Source organism: Marinagarivorans sp. (assembly GCF_982758155.1).
Genome location: NZ_CEXWTU010000036.1, coordinates 13,732 through 28,099 on the forward strand (window position 1 = coordinate 13,732; position 14,368 = coordinate 28,099).

At 48.0% G+C, this 14,368-nt stretch carries 17 protein-coding genes; 6 read left to right on the top strand and 11 right to left on the bottom strand.

Annotation, left to right across the window (positions count from 1 at the left end; all coding sequences use genetic code 11):
• Positions 1-40: 40 nt before the first annotated feature.
• The 7 genes from kdsA to AC3A8L_RS06475 all read right to left on the bottom strand — a co-directional run bounded on the left by kdsA (position 41) and on the right by AC3A8L_RS06475 (position 6,609).
• On the bottom strand, positions 41-889 hold the full coding sequence (kdsA, locus tag AC3A8L_RS06445) for a 3-deoxy-8-phosphooctulonate synthase (RefSeq protein ID WP_487961411.1): 849 nt from the start codon (positions 887-889) through the stop codon (positions 41-43).
• A complete protein-coding gene (gene pyrG / locus AC3A8L_RS06450; RefSeq protein WP_487961412.1) occupies positions 886-2,517 on the bottom strand; it encodes a CTP synthase in 1,632 nt (543 codons plus the stop codon). The genes kdsA and pyrG overlap by 4 nt, the downstream gene beginning before the upstream one ends.
• A gap of 400 nt (positions 2,518-2,917) precedes the next feature.
• Positions 2,918-3,463 carry a GNAT family N-acetyltransferase gene (locus AC3A8L_RS06455; RefSeq protein WP_487961413.1) on the bottom strand — a complete coding sequence of 182 codons (546 nt, stop codon included), beginning with the start codon at positions 3,461-3,463 and terminating at the stop codon, positions 2,918-2,920.
• Positions 3,464-4,441, bottom strand: coding sequence for a lipoyl synthase (gene lipA / locus AC3A8L_RS06460; protein ID WP_487961414.1), 978 nt, complete (start codon positions 4,439-4,441; stop codon positions 3,464-3,466).
• Positions 4,442-4,489: 48 nt separating this feature from the next.
• Complete coding sequence (lipB, locus tag AC3A8L_RS06465; RefSeq protein WP_487961415.1) at positions 4,490-5,170, bottom strand: lipoyl(octanoyl) transferase LipB; 681 nt, start codon at positions 5,168-5,170, stop codon at positions 4,490-4,492.
• A 3-nt stretch (positions 5,171-5,173) separates the two neighbouring features.
• Positions 5,174-5,449 (bottom strand): YbeD family protein, encoded by a 276-nt coding sequence (locus AC3A8L_RS06470; protein WP_487961416.1) that lies wholly within the window; start codon positions 5,447-5,449, stop codon positions 5,174-5,176.
• Positions 5,446-6,609 carry a D-alanyl-D-alanine carboxypeptidase family protein gene (locus tag AC3A8L_RS06475; RefSeq protein WP_487961417.1) on the bottom strand — a complete coding sequence of 388 codons (1,164 nt, stop codon included), beginning with the start codon at positions 6,607-6,609 and terminating at the stop codon, positions 5,446-5,448. Before AC3A8L_RS06475 ends, AC3A8L_RS06470 begins: the two co-directional genes overlap by 4 nt.
• A 234-nt stretch (positions 6,610-6,843) precedes the next feature.
• Here AC3A8L_RS06475 and lexA point away from each other — a divergent pair, with 234 nt between their 5' ends.
• Both lexA and AC3A8L_RS06485 read left to right on the top strand, forming a co-directional pair.
• Complete coding sequence (gene lexA / locus AC3A8L_RS06480; RefSeq protein WP_487961418.1) at positions 6,844-7,446, top strand: transcriptional repressor LexA; 603 nt, start codon at positions 6,844-6,846, stop codon at positions 7,444-7,446.
• 3 nt (positions 7,447-7,449) lie between these two features.
• Entirely contained in the window at positions 7,450-7,899 is a 450-nt protein-coding gene (locus AC3A8L_RS06485; protein WP_487961419.1) for a hypothetical protein, read from the top strand.
• 128 nt (positions 7,900-8,027) lie between these two features.
• Here AC3A8L_RS06485 and hisF read toward each other — a convergent pair whose 3' ends face one another.
• Genes hisF through hisB form a run of 4 tightly spaced genes read right to left on the bottom strand, consistent with a single transcriptional unit; the run spans position 8,028 to position 10,892 of the window.
• Positions 8,028-8,801 carry an imidazole glycerol phosphate synthase subunit HisF gene (gene hisF / locus AC3A8L_RS06490; RefSeq protein ID WP_487961420.1) on the bottom strand — a complete coding sequence of 258 codons (774 nt, stop codon included), beginning with the start codon at positions 8,799-8,801 and terminating at the stop codon, positions 8,028-8,030.
• Positions 8,802-8,807: 6 nt separating this feature from the next.
• Complete coding sequence (gene hisA / locus AC3A8L_RS06495; RefSeq protein WP_487961421.1) at positions 8,808-9,548, bottom strand: 1-(5-phosphoribosyl)-5-[(5-phosphoribosylamino)methylideneamino]imidazole-4-carboxamide isomerase; 741 nt, start codon at positions 9,546-9,548, stop codon at positions 8,808-8,810.
• A 55-nt stretch (positions 9,549-9,603) separates the two neighbouring features.
• Positions 9,604-10,287 (bottom strand): imidazole glycerol phosphate synthase subunit HisH, encoded by a 684-nt coding sequence (hisH, locus tag AC3A8L_RS06500; RefSeq protein ID WP_487961428.1) that lies wholly within the window; start codon positions 10,285-10,287, stop codon positions 9,604-9,606.
• A gap of 11 nt (positions 10,288-10,298) precedes the next feature.
• Positions 10,299-10,892, bottom strand: coding sequence for an imidazoleglycerol-phosphate dehydratase HisB (gene hisB, locus AC3A8L_RS06505; protein WP_487961422.1), 594 nt, complete (start codon positions 10,890-10,892; stop codon positions 10,299-10,301).
• 145 nt (positions 10,893-11,037) lie between these two features.
• Between hisB and AC3A8L_RS06510 the strand changes: the two genes are divergently transcribed.
• From AC3A8L_RS06510 to AC3A8L_RS06525, 4 genes are all read left to right on the top strand, one after another.
• Entirely contained in the window at positions 11,038-11,493 is a 456-nt protein-coding gene (locus tag AC3A8L_RS06510) for a thioredoxin family protein (RefSeq protein WP_487961423.1), read from the top strand.
• Positions 11,494-11,566: 73 nt separating this feature from the next.
• Positions 11,567-12,889 (top strand): glycosyltransferase family 4 protein, encoded by a 1,323-nt coding sequence (locus tag AC3A8L_RS06515; RefSeq protein WP_487961424.1) that lies wholly within the window; start codon positions 11,567-11,569, stop codon positions 12,887-12,889.
• Positions 12,889-13,617, top strand: coding sequence for a class I SAM-dependent methyltransferase (locus AC3A8L_RS06520; protein WP_487961425.1), 729 nt, complete (start codon positions 12,889-12,891; stop codon positions 13,615-13,617). Before AC3A8L_RS06515 ends, AC3A8L_RS06520 begins: the two co-directional genes overlap by 1 nt.
• Positions 13,618-13,626: 9 nt before the next feature.
• The coding region (locus AC3A8L_RS06525) for a prenyltransferase/squalene oxidase repeat-containing protein (RefSeq protein WP_487961426.1) at positions 13,627-14,368 on the top strand (742 nt) is incomplete at its 3' end.

Consider the following 14,368-nt stretch of genomic DNA (forward strand, 5'->3'; position numbering starts at 1 on the left):
GTGGCCGCAACAAGCTGCAGCCACTAAGGAAGTGTATTGATTACTGAATATCAAGCGCAGGCAATGATTTAATCAAATCATCAACCGCTTTTATTTGTGCTAGAAATGGCTCAAGCAAGTTGAGAGGTAATGCACTAGGACCGTCGCACTTTGCATTGTCGGGATCGGGGTGCGCCTCTAAAAACAACCCCGCCAAACCTACTGCCATACCCGCACGGGCCAGCTCTGCCGTTTGGCTGCGTCGGCCGCTTGAAGCAGCGCCAAATGGGTCGCGGCATTGCAAAGAATGCGTAACATCGAAAATGATCGGTGCTTGCCCGCAACTATCTTTCATCGTGCGAAAACCCAGCATGTCGACGACCAAGTTGTCGTAACCCATGCAGCTTCCACGCTCACACAAAATGATTTTATCGTTACCGCATTCGGCAAATTTTTCAACGATATTCGTCATCTGCCCGGCACTAAGAAACTGAGGTTTCTTAACATTAATGACAGCATTCGTCTTAGCCATTGCGGCAACTAAGTCAGTTTGGCGGGCCAGAAATGCTGGAAGCTGAATAACATCACAAACTTCTGCAACTGGCGCAGCCTGCTCTGGAGTATGAACATCAGTAATCACAGGAACATTAAAGGTCTCTTTAATCTCCTGAAAAATCTTTAAACCTTCGTCCATCCCAGGGCCACGATAAGAGTGAACCGAAGACCGGTTTGCCTTATCAAAAGACGCTTTAAAAACATAAGGGATACCCAGTTTTTGCGTCACTTCTACATAAGCTTCGGCCGTTTTAAGTGCCAAATCACGAGACTCTAAAACATTCATGCCGCCAAACAAAACAAACGGCAGATCATTCGCAACAGCGATGTTTTTTACATTAATGACCTTGCTCATTTTTTAGCCTCGCTATAGGCAATGGCAGCATTCACATAGCCAGTGAAGAGCGGGTGGCCGTCGCGCGGCGTTGAGGTGAACTCGGGGTGAAATTTGCAAGCCACAAACCAAGGGTGATCTGGGATTTCTACAACCTCAACCAATGCATCGTCGGCAGACCAGCCACCAATTTTCAAGCCGGCCTTTCGCAATTGATCAATAAAATGATTATTGACCTCATAGCGATGACGATGGCGCTCTACAATCACATCTTCACCATAGATTTCGTGCACTTTACTGCCCTTTTCTAAGCGACACTCTTGTGCGCCGAGGCGCATGGTGCCGCCCAAATCACTGGCTTCATCACGTGTTTCTACGTCACCTTCTGAGGTGATCCATTCGGTGATTAAGCCAATGACAGGGTGCGCTGTTTTGGTGTCGAACTCGGTACTATTCGCATCAGTCCAGCCAACAACATTTCGTGCAAATTCAATAACAGCCGTCTGCATGCCTAAACAAATCCCAAGGTATGGGATTTTGTTTTCACGCGCATGCCGGACCGACATCAACTTACCCTCCAAACCACGCTGACCAAAGCCACCAGGTACCAAGATGGCATCAACGCCATCCAGTAAACCAATGCCCTGCTCTTCCACGTCTTCAGCGTTAATGTGGCGAATATTGACTTTAGTTTTGGTATGAATGCCCGCATGGCTGATTGACTCATTCAGCGATTTGTAAGCATCCAGCAATTCCATATATTTGCCAACCATAGCAATGGTGACTTCTTTTTCTGGATTAAGCTTGCGCTCAGCAACCCAATCCCATTCAGATAAGTCCGCAGGCTCGGCGGTTAATTTAAACTTATCTAACAGGATTTGATCCAGATGATAATTTTGTAAATGGTGCGGGATCGAATAAATAGTTTCAACATCTGGCAATGGAACGACTGCGCGTCGCTCTACACTAGTGAAAGAGGATATTTTATTCAGTGAGTCATCATCAATCAGTGATTCAGAGCGGCACAACAAGACATCAGGCTGCAAGCCAATCGAGCGAAGCTCTTTTACGGAGTGCTGTGTAGGCTTTGTTTTAGTTTCACCGGCTGTTGCAATATAAGGCACTAAGGTTAAGTGCATTAACGCACTGCGCTCGCCACCTAGCTCATTCGATAACTGACGAACGGCCTCAAGGAAAGGTTGCGACTCAATATCGCCGACAGTGCCGCCAATTTCAACCATGGCCACATCATAACCATTACCGCCTTCAAGAATGCGGCGCTTAATTTCATCAGTAATGTGAGGAATAACCTGAACAGTGCCGCCAAGATAGTCACCTCGGCGCTCTTTACGCAAAACGGTTTCGTAAACACGCCCCGTCGTAAAGTTATTCTTTCTCGACATATTCGAGCGAATAAAACGCTCGTAGTGACCCAAGTCGAGATCGGTTTCTGCGCCATCCTCTGTCACAAAAACTTCACCATGCTGAAACGGGCTCATCGTTCCTGGATCAACATTGATATAGGGGTCTAGCTTTAAAATAGTAACTTTAAAACCGCGCGCTTCAAGCACTGCAGCCAAAGATGCAGACGCAATACCTTTACCCAATGACGAAACCACGCCACCAGTAACAAAAACAAATCGTGTCATTTGACGCCTTGTGAAAGTCAATCGTTTAGAGGCATTCTAAACGTTAAAATTAACGGATATTCGAATTCAGAGGATCAACCCCATCAAATGATGAGTATTGCGTTGCGAACAGAGCAAACGACAACCAATCGATTAGGTTTGAACCTATCGCTATTGAAGTCCCACCAGCTCCAACAAACACCCTTGAAGACACCCGTATGGATGGGGCGGCAGATTACCAGATTTGGGCTTTTGTCTCAATTATTTGCCGCAGCAAATCGCGATTAGGGGCTAGGCAATAGATAGTTTATCCAATAAGGCAAAGATATCGAGGCGCATGACGCGGCATGTAACGCTTTGAGCATCGAAGGTAGGAAGTCGACATCAAGTATTAACGCATGAAATATTGCTTCCTCTCCCCTTAGTATTTCGAACTAAGATCAGCACCCGAGATAGCCTTCTTGAAGACCGTAACAGTCGGAGCCGTAGAGTTCGACTTAGGCATCAAGCACTCCTGCCACCCCTTGCCAGTGTAATATCCGCGCGAGATGTCGGTATAAAGATACAGCTCCTTCTCGCCCAGGCCCATCGCCGCCTGCTCAGCGCTTTTTAACAAAGACTCGCCAACACCTCGACCACGAGCAGTAGGTGTGACAAAAAGGTTGCTTACCCACAAGCCATTGGCAAAACGAGGATTTCGACTACTCAAGCGAGTCAAGCTAATGCACCCCAATGGCGGTGCTTTAATCGCAGCGCACTCTTTAGCGATCAACGTCATGGGTACAGCCTCATCACCTAAGTGCTCCCGCAGCTGTAAACGGCGTTTTGCATAGGCTTCAGCAGGGTTCTCCATTGAGCCTTTTCTTTGCTTAAGCCATTCGGCGTGCAACCAGAGCAGTAGTGTATCGATAAGCGATGGTTGATCTCTTAAATCAAAACAGATTCCACCCCAATCATGCGCAGACAACTATTTTACCTCTTCTCCGTGCGCCTGCTTATCGGCATGATAAGAGGACCGCACTAATGGTCCGCAAGCAGCGCGCTTAAAGCCCAACTCTTTAGCGTAAGCCGCATATTCATCAAACTCACTAGGCTCCACATAGCGCTGAACGGGTAAATGCTCTTTAGAGGGCGCCAAGTACTGCCCAATGGTGAGCATATCAATATCGTGCTCGCGCATAGTTTTGAGCACTTCCATGATTTCTTCTTTTGTTTCACCCAAACCAACCATCAAACCAGATTTGGTCATAACATCAGGCTTTAATGCTTTATATTTTTGCAGTAACTGTAGAGACCATTGATAATTAGCGCCAGGTCGGGCCTCACGATACAAACGCGGAACCGTTTCGAGGTTGTGATTGAAAACATCAGGTGGCTCGGCCGCTAATATTTCTAACGCGATATCCATTCGCCCCCGAAAATCAGGCGTTAATATTTCTACCTGTAGGTTCGGCGAAAGCAAGCGCGCCTCTCGTATGCAAGTAGCAAAATGGTCGGCACCGCCATCACGTAAGTCGTCGCGATCAACCGAGGTGATGACAACATACTTCAAACCCATGTCAGCTATAGCAGCAGCTAATTTTTTGGGCTCGGCAGCATCAAGCGCATTCGGCTTACCATGACCCACATCGCAAAACGGGCAGCGCCTAGTGCAAATGTCACCCATGATCATGAAGGTTGCAGTGCCGCCGCTGAAGCACTCACTCAAGTTAGGGCAGTTAGCTTCTTCGCAAACAGTAGAAAGATTACTCTTGCGCAACAATGACTTGATGCGCTGAACTTCCTGCGAAGCGGGAATGCGTACACGAATCCAGTCAGGCTTGCGCAAAGGCGCATCAGAAGCAATTACCTTCACGGGAATGCGTTCGACTTTATCAGCATCACGCAATTTTTCACCCTGCGCGATACGCCGAGTACGTTTTACGGGGTCAAAATGTTCGGTCATAGTTACCTCAAAATTCCAACAGCCAACAAAGCCGCTGGCGAATACGCACTAGTCCTTTTCTTTAGCTAGTGTGCATTTTAGCTCTTTTAATAAGCATTCTACGTAGCGCGCCTTTGCGCCCTGTACGAAATTTGCTGGCATTTCATCAATATGATCAGCCAGCTGCGTCATCTTAAGCATTGAATAGCCGCACGGATTAATCGCATCGAAGGGCGTTAAATCCATAGCTATGTTTATGCCTACGCCATGAAAGCTACAGCCCCTGCGAACGCGCAGACCGAGAGATGCCACCTTCTGATCGCCAATATAAACACCAGGTGCGTCTGCACGGGCTGCAGCATTTACACCATAGGTTGCCAAGAAAGCAATAACACTATTTTCAATATGGGTCACCAGCTCGCGAACGCCCATATTTTTGCGGCGCAAGTTGAGCAATGGGTAGAAGACAAGCTGGCCAGGGCCATGGTAAGTGACCTGGCCGCCTCTATCGGTTTGCACCACTGGGACCAATGTTTCACCAATAATATGCTCGGCCTTGCCTGCCTGCCCCTGCGTATAAACGGGCTGATGCTCAACAATCCACAACTCATCCAAGATGGGTTGCTTGGGATCTTCATGCGCACGCGAATCAGTAAAAGACTGCATCGCCCTCCAAACATCCTCATAAGGCGCAGTACCCAAATCTTTTATAACAATTGGCGTGAGCAATAACGGCGTAGTATCAGCCATTATTCACATAACCATTTTAATGTAACTTAAACCCTTCAGCTCTTCATGCATCGCTTTTAACTGCGGCTCTCCGGTGGCCACAATAAGCACCGTAAGAGAGACAAAGCGACCATTGCGACTAGGATTAACAGGCGCAGGCGCCGCCGACAATTCAGCATGCCGGGCAACAACCTCAAGAACAGCGGCTTCATAACCCTCAAATGCTGTACCGATGATTTTAATAGGATAATCAGGACAAGGGAATTCAATTAGGGGGCGATCGGGCGCTTGCTCACTCATGACAATAGCCCATCAATAAACAACATAAAACTATCCCACAAGCGAGCAAAAAAACCTGCCTGCTCAACCGCATATAGCGCAACCAAGTTGCCTTCATACAGCGTTTCACCGTCGTAGATGATCGCTAAAGTACCCAATGCCTGCCCCACAGCAACTGGCGCTTTAATTGTGTGATCCACAGTGGTGACGAGCTCTAAGTTATCGCCTGCGCCCCTTGGAATCGTTAAGGTAACATCATCCAATACACCCAAAGAAACCTGCTTGTTTAAGCCCTGCCATATTCTCTCATCAAGTAGCGCCTGCTGTCCTTTAATAGCAGTATGCGTTGAGAAATACCGAAAACCATAAGACAGCAATTTTTGCGACTCCACCGCACGGGCTTCTTTTGACCGAGTACCTAGTACCACAGAAACCAAGCGCATGCCTTCTTTTTCAGCCGTCGCAACTAAACAATATCCTGCAGCATCTGTATGGCCAGTTTTCAAGCCATCAACACTACTATCTCGAAACAGCAAGCTATTGCGGTTATCTTGTTTAATGCCGTTATAGGTAAAGCTTTGCTCGGCATAAAGGTCGTAGTGATCTGGATGATCATAGATAGTTGCTTGCGCAAGCAGGGCTAAATCGCGCGCCGTCGTTAAATGGCCTTCGGCAGGCCAACCCGTCGCATTTTTAAAATGTGTATTTTGCATACCAAGCAAGGTAGCCGTTTGATTCATCACATCCGCAAAAGCGCCCTCACTTCCTGCGATATGTTGAGCTAATGCAATGGAAGCATCGTTACCAGACTGAATAATAACGCCGCGCAATAGATCAATAACCTCAACCTCAGAGCGTGGCTTTAAGAACATTGTAGAACCACCGCTTGAGGTGCCGCCACGGCGCCAAGCATCATCGGTGACGTATACCTTATCTTGTTCACTTAAATCGCCGCGCGCAACCTCCTCCGAGACAATATAGCTTGTCATGATTTTGGTAAGGCTTGCGGGGGGCAACTGGAAATCGGCCTGCTCTTCAATAAGAACATGTCCAGTTTGCGCATCAATAAGAATGTACGCTTTGGCCGCAACCTGTGGTGGCTTTGGAATGATGATGTCACGCGCGACCGCAAACTGCGATACGCCCGCCAGTAAGACCGCTTGCGCGAAGGACCTGCACATCTTGCTTTTGAAAATCATGATAAAAGTAGTTATCCGTAGCCAAAAGTCGCGATTATAGCAGCATTGACATCACAAATTCCAAAGCCTTACGGCCACTAAACCGCGCAAACCGCAACGATCAACTAATATCAACAATTTAACTCGGTTCACTTAAAAGGCGCTTGCACAAAGTTCAATACTGCTTATAATTACATACTGTACAGCCAACCAGTACTTTTAACCCTTGGAGGCAACATGTCCAAACTTACCGCCAGACAACAGCAAGTCTTTGATGTGATCAAGTCGCATATGGAAGACACCGGCTGCCCGCCCACCCGCGTAGAGCTTGCGAAAATACTGGGCTTCAAGTCAGCTAATGCTGCAGAAGAACACATTAAAGCGCTTGCACGCAAAGGCGCCATCGAGATCATAGAAGGGGCTTCACGCGGTATTCGCCTGCCAGAAGCAGCCCGGGGAATCCCTCTAGTAGGCCGCGTTGCCGCTGGAAACCCTATTCTAGCGACCGAGCATATAGAAGATTATCTGCCCATCCCTCAAAACTTCTTCCATCCTTCTGCCGACTATCTATTAGAGGTACATGGCATGAGCATGAAAGATGCTGGCATTTTGGATGGCGATCTTCTTGCCGTTCGTGAAGCTAAAACCGCTAAAAACAACGATATTGTTGTTGCTCGTGTTGAGGATGAAGTCACGGTGAAACGTTATCGTCGCGAGGGCAACCGGGCAATAGTACAGCTTTTCCCTGAAAATGAAGATTTCGATGTTATTGAAGTTGATTTGCGCGATAGCAATTTTGCCATCGAAGGCATTAGCGTTGGCGTAATTCGCCGAGGATAAACCATGCAAGCTCTCTCTTTGAAACAAACTGACGAATCGCCCCTTAACGGCAGAGGTCACCCACAAGATCGCGCAGCAACAAGAACCTCTAAGGTTAGCGAGATCATATTGGCCGGCAACAATCCTCAAGGCGACCTAACCTTCGCCATGCTTGCTCACCTAAGCCATCAGCATAAAGCGGATAGCAACGGAGGCCGATGGTTAACGTGGATATGCCCAATGCTGATAAGCCGGGAAGCGCTAGCGCAGTTTAACTTTGACGTAATGGGCCTTAGAATCCTACACCCAAAGAGAGAAGCCGACATACCTCAACTAATGCAAGATGCTTTGAATGCAGGCACCAGCCACACTGTGGTTGCGCACTGCCAGGGTATCAGCAGTAAACTATTTCCCTGGCTAGAAAATGCGGCGCATACAGGCGATAGCAGCGCCTTAATCATTCGACCGCAATAAACGCCAGAAAGTATCACAACCAAGCTCCTCCTCGACCCTCCGCTGCTTCATTCTTGTTCGCCATTCAAGGATGGAAAAGCGGAGTTTTTTGCTTCAAGGGATTAAGTAAAACTCAAAAAGCACCAAAGCTAAAACCGAATTTCAATACCACGTTCAGCCATATAGGCCTTCGCCTGCGGCACGGTATACTCACCAAAGTGAAAGATACTCGCAGCCAGAACTGCATCCGCACCACCGAGCTCGACACCATCTACCAAGTGCTGAAGATTACCAACACCTCCACTGGCGATGACTGGCACAGCTACCGCATCGCTAATCGCTCGCGTCACGCCAAGATCAAAGCCCTGTTTAACCCCATCGTTATCCATGCTCGTTAACAAAATCTCACCAGCGCCTAGCTCGACCATCTTAACACCCCAAGCGACAGCATCTATCCCCGTTGGTTTTCGTCCACCATGGGTAAAAATCTCCCATCGAGGAACCTCACCTTCAGCACTCACTTTTTTTGCATCAATCGCAACAACGATACATTGCGAGCCAAATTTGTCGGCAGCTTCTTGAACAAAATCAGGATTAAAAACAGCCGCTGAGTTAATGCCAACCTTATCGGCGCCTGCATTCAACATATTGCGAATATCTGCAACAGTTCGAATGCCACCACCAACCGTTAACGGAATAAAAACCTCAGAGGCAATCGCTTCAACCGTATGGATTGTTGTGTCTCGGGCTTCGTGCGAAGCTGTGATATCCAGAAAGGTGATTTCGTCGGCACCTTGTTGATTGTACTTTTTAGCGATTTCAACGGGATCACCAGCATCGCGTATATCAACAAACTGAACGCCTTTGACAACGCGACCTTTATCTACATCTAAACAAGGAATAATACGCTTTGCTAAAGCCATGACCGATTAACCCTTTTTATCGCACAAGGCCTGAGCCTCAGCCAAGTCCAATGTATCTTCATAAATTGCACGCCCAGTAATCGCACCGCAAATTCCGGCGCCCTCTGCACTTGCAGCCAATAAAGCACTGATATCGTTGATATCAGTAATGCCGCCAGAAGCAATAACCGGCAAGCTGGACGCCTTCGCCATAGCCACTGTTGCCTCAACGTTTACGCCCTGCATCATGCCGTCACGGTCAATGTCGGTGTAAACAATACTACTAACGCCATCTTGCTCGAAGCGCTTCGCCAAATCTGTAGCTTTCAAGGTTGAGACTTCCGCCCAACCATCGGTTGCCACTAAACCTTTTTGCGCATCCAAACCCACAATCACATGCCCTTCAAAGGCCTTACACATTTCAGTGACAAACTGCGGCTCTTTAACGGCTTTTGTACCGATGATGACATACTTAACACCCGCATTTAAGTAGTATTCGATGGTCTCGGCACTGCGAATACCGCCACCAATTTGGATGGGTAAATCGGGGTAAGCTTTGGCTATTGCAGTAACAATTTCGCCATTTACAGGTTCACCGGCAAATGCGCCATTAAGGTCGACCAGGTGCAATCGACGAGCACCCTGATCTACCCATTTTTGAGCCATGCTGACGGGATCATCCGAAAAAACGGTGGAATCTTCCATAACACCTTTGCGTAAACGCACACACTTACCGTCTTTTAAATCAATGGCGGGAATAATTAACATGAATAAATACCTTAAGAAACAATCTGTAATCTAGCGTGGAGTAAGCCATTACAATTTATGGCCGACCATCCCAAGCTACGAAATTTTTCAATAGTTGCAGGCCATTGCTATGGCTTTTTTCAGGATGAAATTGCGCCGCAAACACATTATCGCGAGCCAATGCTGCAACAAAATCCAAACCGTGATGAGTCTTACCCGCCACCAATGCTTGGTCTTGCGCCTGCACATAATAGCTATGCACAAAGTAAAAACGGCCGCCATCTTCAATTGAATGCCACAGCGGGTGTGCCATTGTCTGTGCAACGTTATTCCAGCCCATATGCGGCACCTTTAAACGTTCACCACTGTGAGAACCTTCGTCAGTCACTGCATTGAAGCCCGGCGTAGCACTAAAGTCTTTCACCTCTCCAGGAATAATATTGAGGCAATCAACCCCATTATTTTCGGCACTGCGTGACATGAGTGCCTGCAAGCCAACACAGATAGACAGTACTGGCTTGCCCGAGGCAATTTCACGCTCTACCGCGACATCAAAGCCACGAATTTTGATCTCGGCAATGCAATCACGTATAGCGCCAACACCAGGAAAAATGACACGGTCTGCACGTGCGATAGCGTCACTATCGGAGGTTACAATCACATTGGCTTCAGGCGCGACATGCTTCACTGCACTGGCAACCGAATGCAAATTGCCCATACCATAATCAATGATGGCCACTTGGGTTAATGTTGAACTCACCACAAAATCTCCTAAAGCGTGCCTTTGGTCGAAGGCATTGCATCACCCATACGCTCATCAACGGTTAAGGCCATGCGCAAAGCGCGACCAAACGCCTTAAAAACTGTTTCAATTTGGTGGTGCGCATTGTGACCACGAAGGCAATCGATATGCACAGTCACTTTGGCGTGGTTAACAAAGCCTTGGAAGAACTCCCAAAATAATTCCGTATCGAAATTACCAATGCGCTTTTGCGTGAAAGGGATATTCATCACAAGGCCTGGGCGGCCAGAAAAATCGATAACAACACGTGATAACGCCTCATCAAGCGGAACATAAGCGTGGCCATAACGGTAAATACCGCGCTTATCGCCCACGGCAGCATCTATGGCTTGGCCAATGGTAATACCGATATCTTCTACACTGTGGTGATCATCAATATGCGTATCGCCTTTGCACAATACGTCCAAATCTATCATGCCATGACGGGCGATTTGATCCATCATATGCTCTAAGAAAGGAACACCCGTGTTAAAAACACCCTTACCTGCGCCATCAAGATTCAAAGCAACGCTGATTTGTGTTTCGAGTGTATCGCGGTCAACTTTCGCCGTACGGTCGGCCATACTTACTCCAGACATTTTGAAAAACGGCGATTATAGCGTTGCATGGCTCTCGTGTCTTGGGTTCTTACTTTCCCTTAATGCAACTGAACATTCCGGCATCCATGAAGTCGTAGCAGGATAAAGACATTATTATTGGAGCTGTTCCGTGAAAATCAGCAAAGAGCGTTTAAAGAAAGAGTTTTTCTCCATTGTCCTGATGGTTGCATTTGGAGGGCTTTTTTATATCGGCATTAACTCGTTGCAGAATTTTAATGGTAAGCGAGCTTTCGCTAATACCGGCCTAGAACCCTTAACGCTTGCCCAAGCGATGGCTAAAGCTCAAGAACAAGGTAAGCCCATCCTCGCGGACTTTTCGGCCTACTGGTGTGGCTACTGCGTAAAGCTCGATAAGGAAGTACTTGCCGATAGCTCGGTTAAAAAGGTCATCGATAGTGACTACATTTATGCCCGTATCGATTCTGAGTCTGAGGAAGCCAATTACTTCCGCAAAACCTATCAAGCCCATGGTTATCCAACGCTAGTTATACTGAAACCCGACGGCACACTGATCAAGAAGCTTGATCTTACGTTTGAACCAAGCGCATTCCTGCAACAAATTTAAGATGAATTAAAGGTGGTTGGCGATAAAGCCACGGGCGCTATAATGGCCGGCTTTCGTTTAACGGATAATCGCATTGCTAACCCCCGACATCAGGCGCGCCAACGCCCTTGCCAAAGAAAAACCACCCTTGCGCATCGCCCTTGCGGGCTATCGCAGCCACCCTCACGTGGGCGGGCAAGGCGTGTACATCAAGCAACTCGCTACGGCACTTCATCAACTAGGGCATAACGTCACCGTCATATCCGGCCCACCTTACCCTCAATTGCCGAGCGAAATAACCTTAGTCAAACTGCCAAGCCTTAATCTCTACGAAGTACCAAACCACGTTACGGCGCTGCGTTTTGAGCACCTAGCATCCTTTGCCGATATTTATGAATGGTGGAGCATGCTCACCGGGGGCTTCGCAGAGCCTTATTGCTTTGGTCGACGACTTAAGCAATACCTCAAAAAACACCCTACCCGCTTTGATGTTATTCACGACAACCAAAGTTTATGTACAGCATTACTCAAGCTTGAATTACCCACACTCGCAACGCTGCACCATCCAATCACACGCGATCGCGAACATGCCGTCGCCAGTGCCAGCAACTGGCTTCATCGCTGGGGCGCTAAACGATGGTACTCATTTTTAACCATGCAAGCGCGTGTTACGCGTAAGCTTTCCCATGTCATTACGGTATCTCAAGCTTCTCGCCAAGATATAAAGGCATGTTTTGGCCGTCCGACAGAGCAAACCCACGTCATATTTAACGGCATCGACACTTCACTATTCCAACCACTGGCTCACATACAAAAAAAACCTAACCAGCTCATTACCACCTGCTCATCAGATCAGCCGTTAAAGGGCTTTAAAGTTCTACTCGATGCTTACGCCAAGTTATTACCGCAAAACCCCGAACTGCAACTAACTGTAATAGGTAAGCTGCAAGCTGAAGGGGCAAGCGAAAAATACTTGCACTCACTCAAACTCGAGCAGCGCGTAACCTTTCGGTCAGGTTTAACTGACCAAGAGATGGTAGAGGCCTACTGCGCAGCCAGTCTATTTATTTGCCCCTCGCTGTACGAAGGTTTTGGCTTGCCCGCTGCCGAAGCCATGAGCTGCGGCACCGCTGTTATTGTTACAGATGGCGGCGCTTTACCCGAAGTGGTCGGCGATGTAGGTATTGTAGTGCCTGCCGGTGATGACAACGCACTGGCCGCAGCAATAAGTCAGTTACTTCTTGACCCATTACGCAGAGAGCAGCTTGAAAAAATGGGGCGCGAACGTGCCTGCCGAGTTTTAAGTTGGGGCAAGGTTGCCGATGAATATGTTGAACTGTATCGCAGCGCGATTACTGAATATAGTAACGACACTGTTCATGCTAATTCCGCTGAACAACGCACGGAACCGGCCTAATGGAAACTATCAACATTGCTGAGCTAAAACTCTCCCCAAATAGCCTTGTGTTAGATTTAGGTTGCGGCGAAGGCCGGCACAGTCACGCTAGCGCTTGGCATTTCCCGAATGTACGCATAGTAGGCGCTGACTTGAGCCACCGAGATCTCACAACAGCGCGTACAAAAGGCAATGACTTTTTTACATCGGTCAAACAATCACCGTCGCTAAACTATGCCTGCAGCGATGGCACCCAACTGCCCTTTTTAGACCACACCTTCGACGCAGTGATTTGCTCCGAAGTGCTCGAGCATATTCCCGACTACGCCTCAATGCTAAAAGAAGTGCAACGCATACTCAAACCCGGCGGAACCTTTGCTGCCAGCGTACCCAGAGCTTGGCCCGAACGAATCTGCTGGCAACTGAGCGCCGCCTATCATCAGGTTGAAGGCGGGCATGTGCGTATCTTTAATGCGAGAAAACTAAGCCAAGAAATAAAGTCTCTGGGTTTTGCGCAAACACACCAATATTACGCCCACGCTTTGCACAGTATTTACTGGTGGTTGCGATGCGCGTTTTGGAGACAGGGCGAGCAGGCGTTATTATGCCGAACCTACCATCGACTACTCGTGTGGGATTTAATGAAAAAACCTGCATTCACGCGTGTACTCGAGCGACTATTTAACCCTTTAATGGGTAAAAGTATTGTTTGGCACTTTGTTAAATCAACCACCCCAACCGATCACTAAGGTTTACTTTTGCACCCAACGCTAAACACACTGAATCTCGACATTACCGCCCACTATATTCGAAGCTTACAACTCGATAATGGCGCTATCTTGTGGAACCTTGACGATAAGCTAGACCCTTGGGACCACGTTGAAGCGGCGATGGGCTTAACCGTGGCCGGCATGCATCGCGAAGCGAAGCGCGCTTACCAATGGCTTGCCGACAACCAATTACTCGATGGCAGCTGGCAAGCCGCTTATTATTTTGGCGACAATACAAAACAAGTAGAAGCTCCCACAGGTAAAGAGACTAACTTTGTTGCATATGTGGCGACTGGCGTGTGGCATTACTTTTTAACCACCGGCGACAACGGCTTTCTACAGCATTTTTTCCCCGTTATGCAGCGTGCACTTAATTTTGTGTTGCAGTTCCAGCATACTGAAGGTGATATTAGCTGGGCTGTTGACGCTCAAAATCAACCCGCACCCGACGCACTGCTTACGGCTTGCGCGTCCATTGCTCGCTCACTGGAATACGGCATACAAGCCGCACAACATCTTGAGCAACCCTACGAGCACTGGCAACTCGCTTGGCAAAAATTATCGAATGCGATTCGCCACAAGCCGCAACGATTTGACCGAACTTGGGAAAGCAAAAAACGCTTTGCGATGGATTGGTACTACCCGGTTCTAGCAGGACTGTACTCGGCACACAATGCGGCGCAGCAACTTGAACAACGCTGGGATGAGTTCGTAAAACCACAGCTAGGCT

Excerpts from the sequence above, each read along its gene's own strand:
- kdsA (WP_487961411.1), bottom strand. The coding sequence starts at position 889 with ATGAGCAAGGTCATTAATGTAAAAAACATCGCTGTTGCGAATGATCTG.
- pyrG (WP_487961412.1), bottom strand. The coding sequence starts at position 2,517 with ATGACACGATTTGTTTTTGTTACTGGTGGCGTGGTTTCGTCATTGGGT.
- lipA (WP_487961414.1), bottom strand. The coding sequence starts at position 4,441 with ATGACCGAACATTTTGACCCCGTAAAACGTACTCGGCGTATCGCGCAG.
- lipB (WP_487961415.1), bottom strand. The coding sequence starts at position 5,170 with ATGGCTGATACTACGCCGTTATTGCTCACGCCAATTGTTATAAAAGAT.
- AC3A8L_RS06470 (WP_487961416.1), bottom strand. The coding sequence starts at position 5,449 with ATGAGTGAGCAAGCGCCCGATCGCCCCCTAATTGAATTCCCTTGTCCT.
- AC3A8L_RS06475 (WP_487961417.1), bottom strand. The coding sequence starts at position 6,609 with ATGTGCAGGTCCTTCGCGCAAGCGGTCTTACTGGCGGGCGTATCGCAG.
- lexA (WP_487961418.1), top strand. The coding sequence starts at position 6,844 with ATGTCCAAACTTACCGCCAGACAACAGCAAGTCTTTGATGTGATCAAG.
- AC3A8L_RS06485 (WP_487961419.1), top strand. The coding sequence starts at position 7,450 with ATGCAAGCTCTCTCTTTGAAACAAACTGACGAATCGCCCCTTAACGGC.
- hisF (WP_487961420.1), bottom strand. The coding sequence starts at position 8,801 with ATGGCTTTAGCAAAGCGTATTATTCCTTGTTTAGATGTAGATAAAGGT.
- hisA (WP_487961421.1), bottom strand. The coding sequence starts at position 9,548 with ATGTTAATTATTCCCGCCATTGATTTAAAAGACGGTAAGTGTGTGCGT.
- hisB (WP_487961422.1), bottom strand. The coding sequence starts at position 10,892 with ATGGCCGACCGTACGGCGAAAGTTGACCGCGATACACTCGAAACACAA.
- AC3A8L_RS06520 (WP_487961425.1), top strand. The coding sequence starts at position 12,889 with ATGGAAACTATCAACATTGCTGAGCTAAAACTCTCCCCAAATAGCCTT.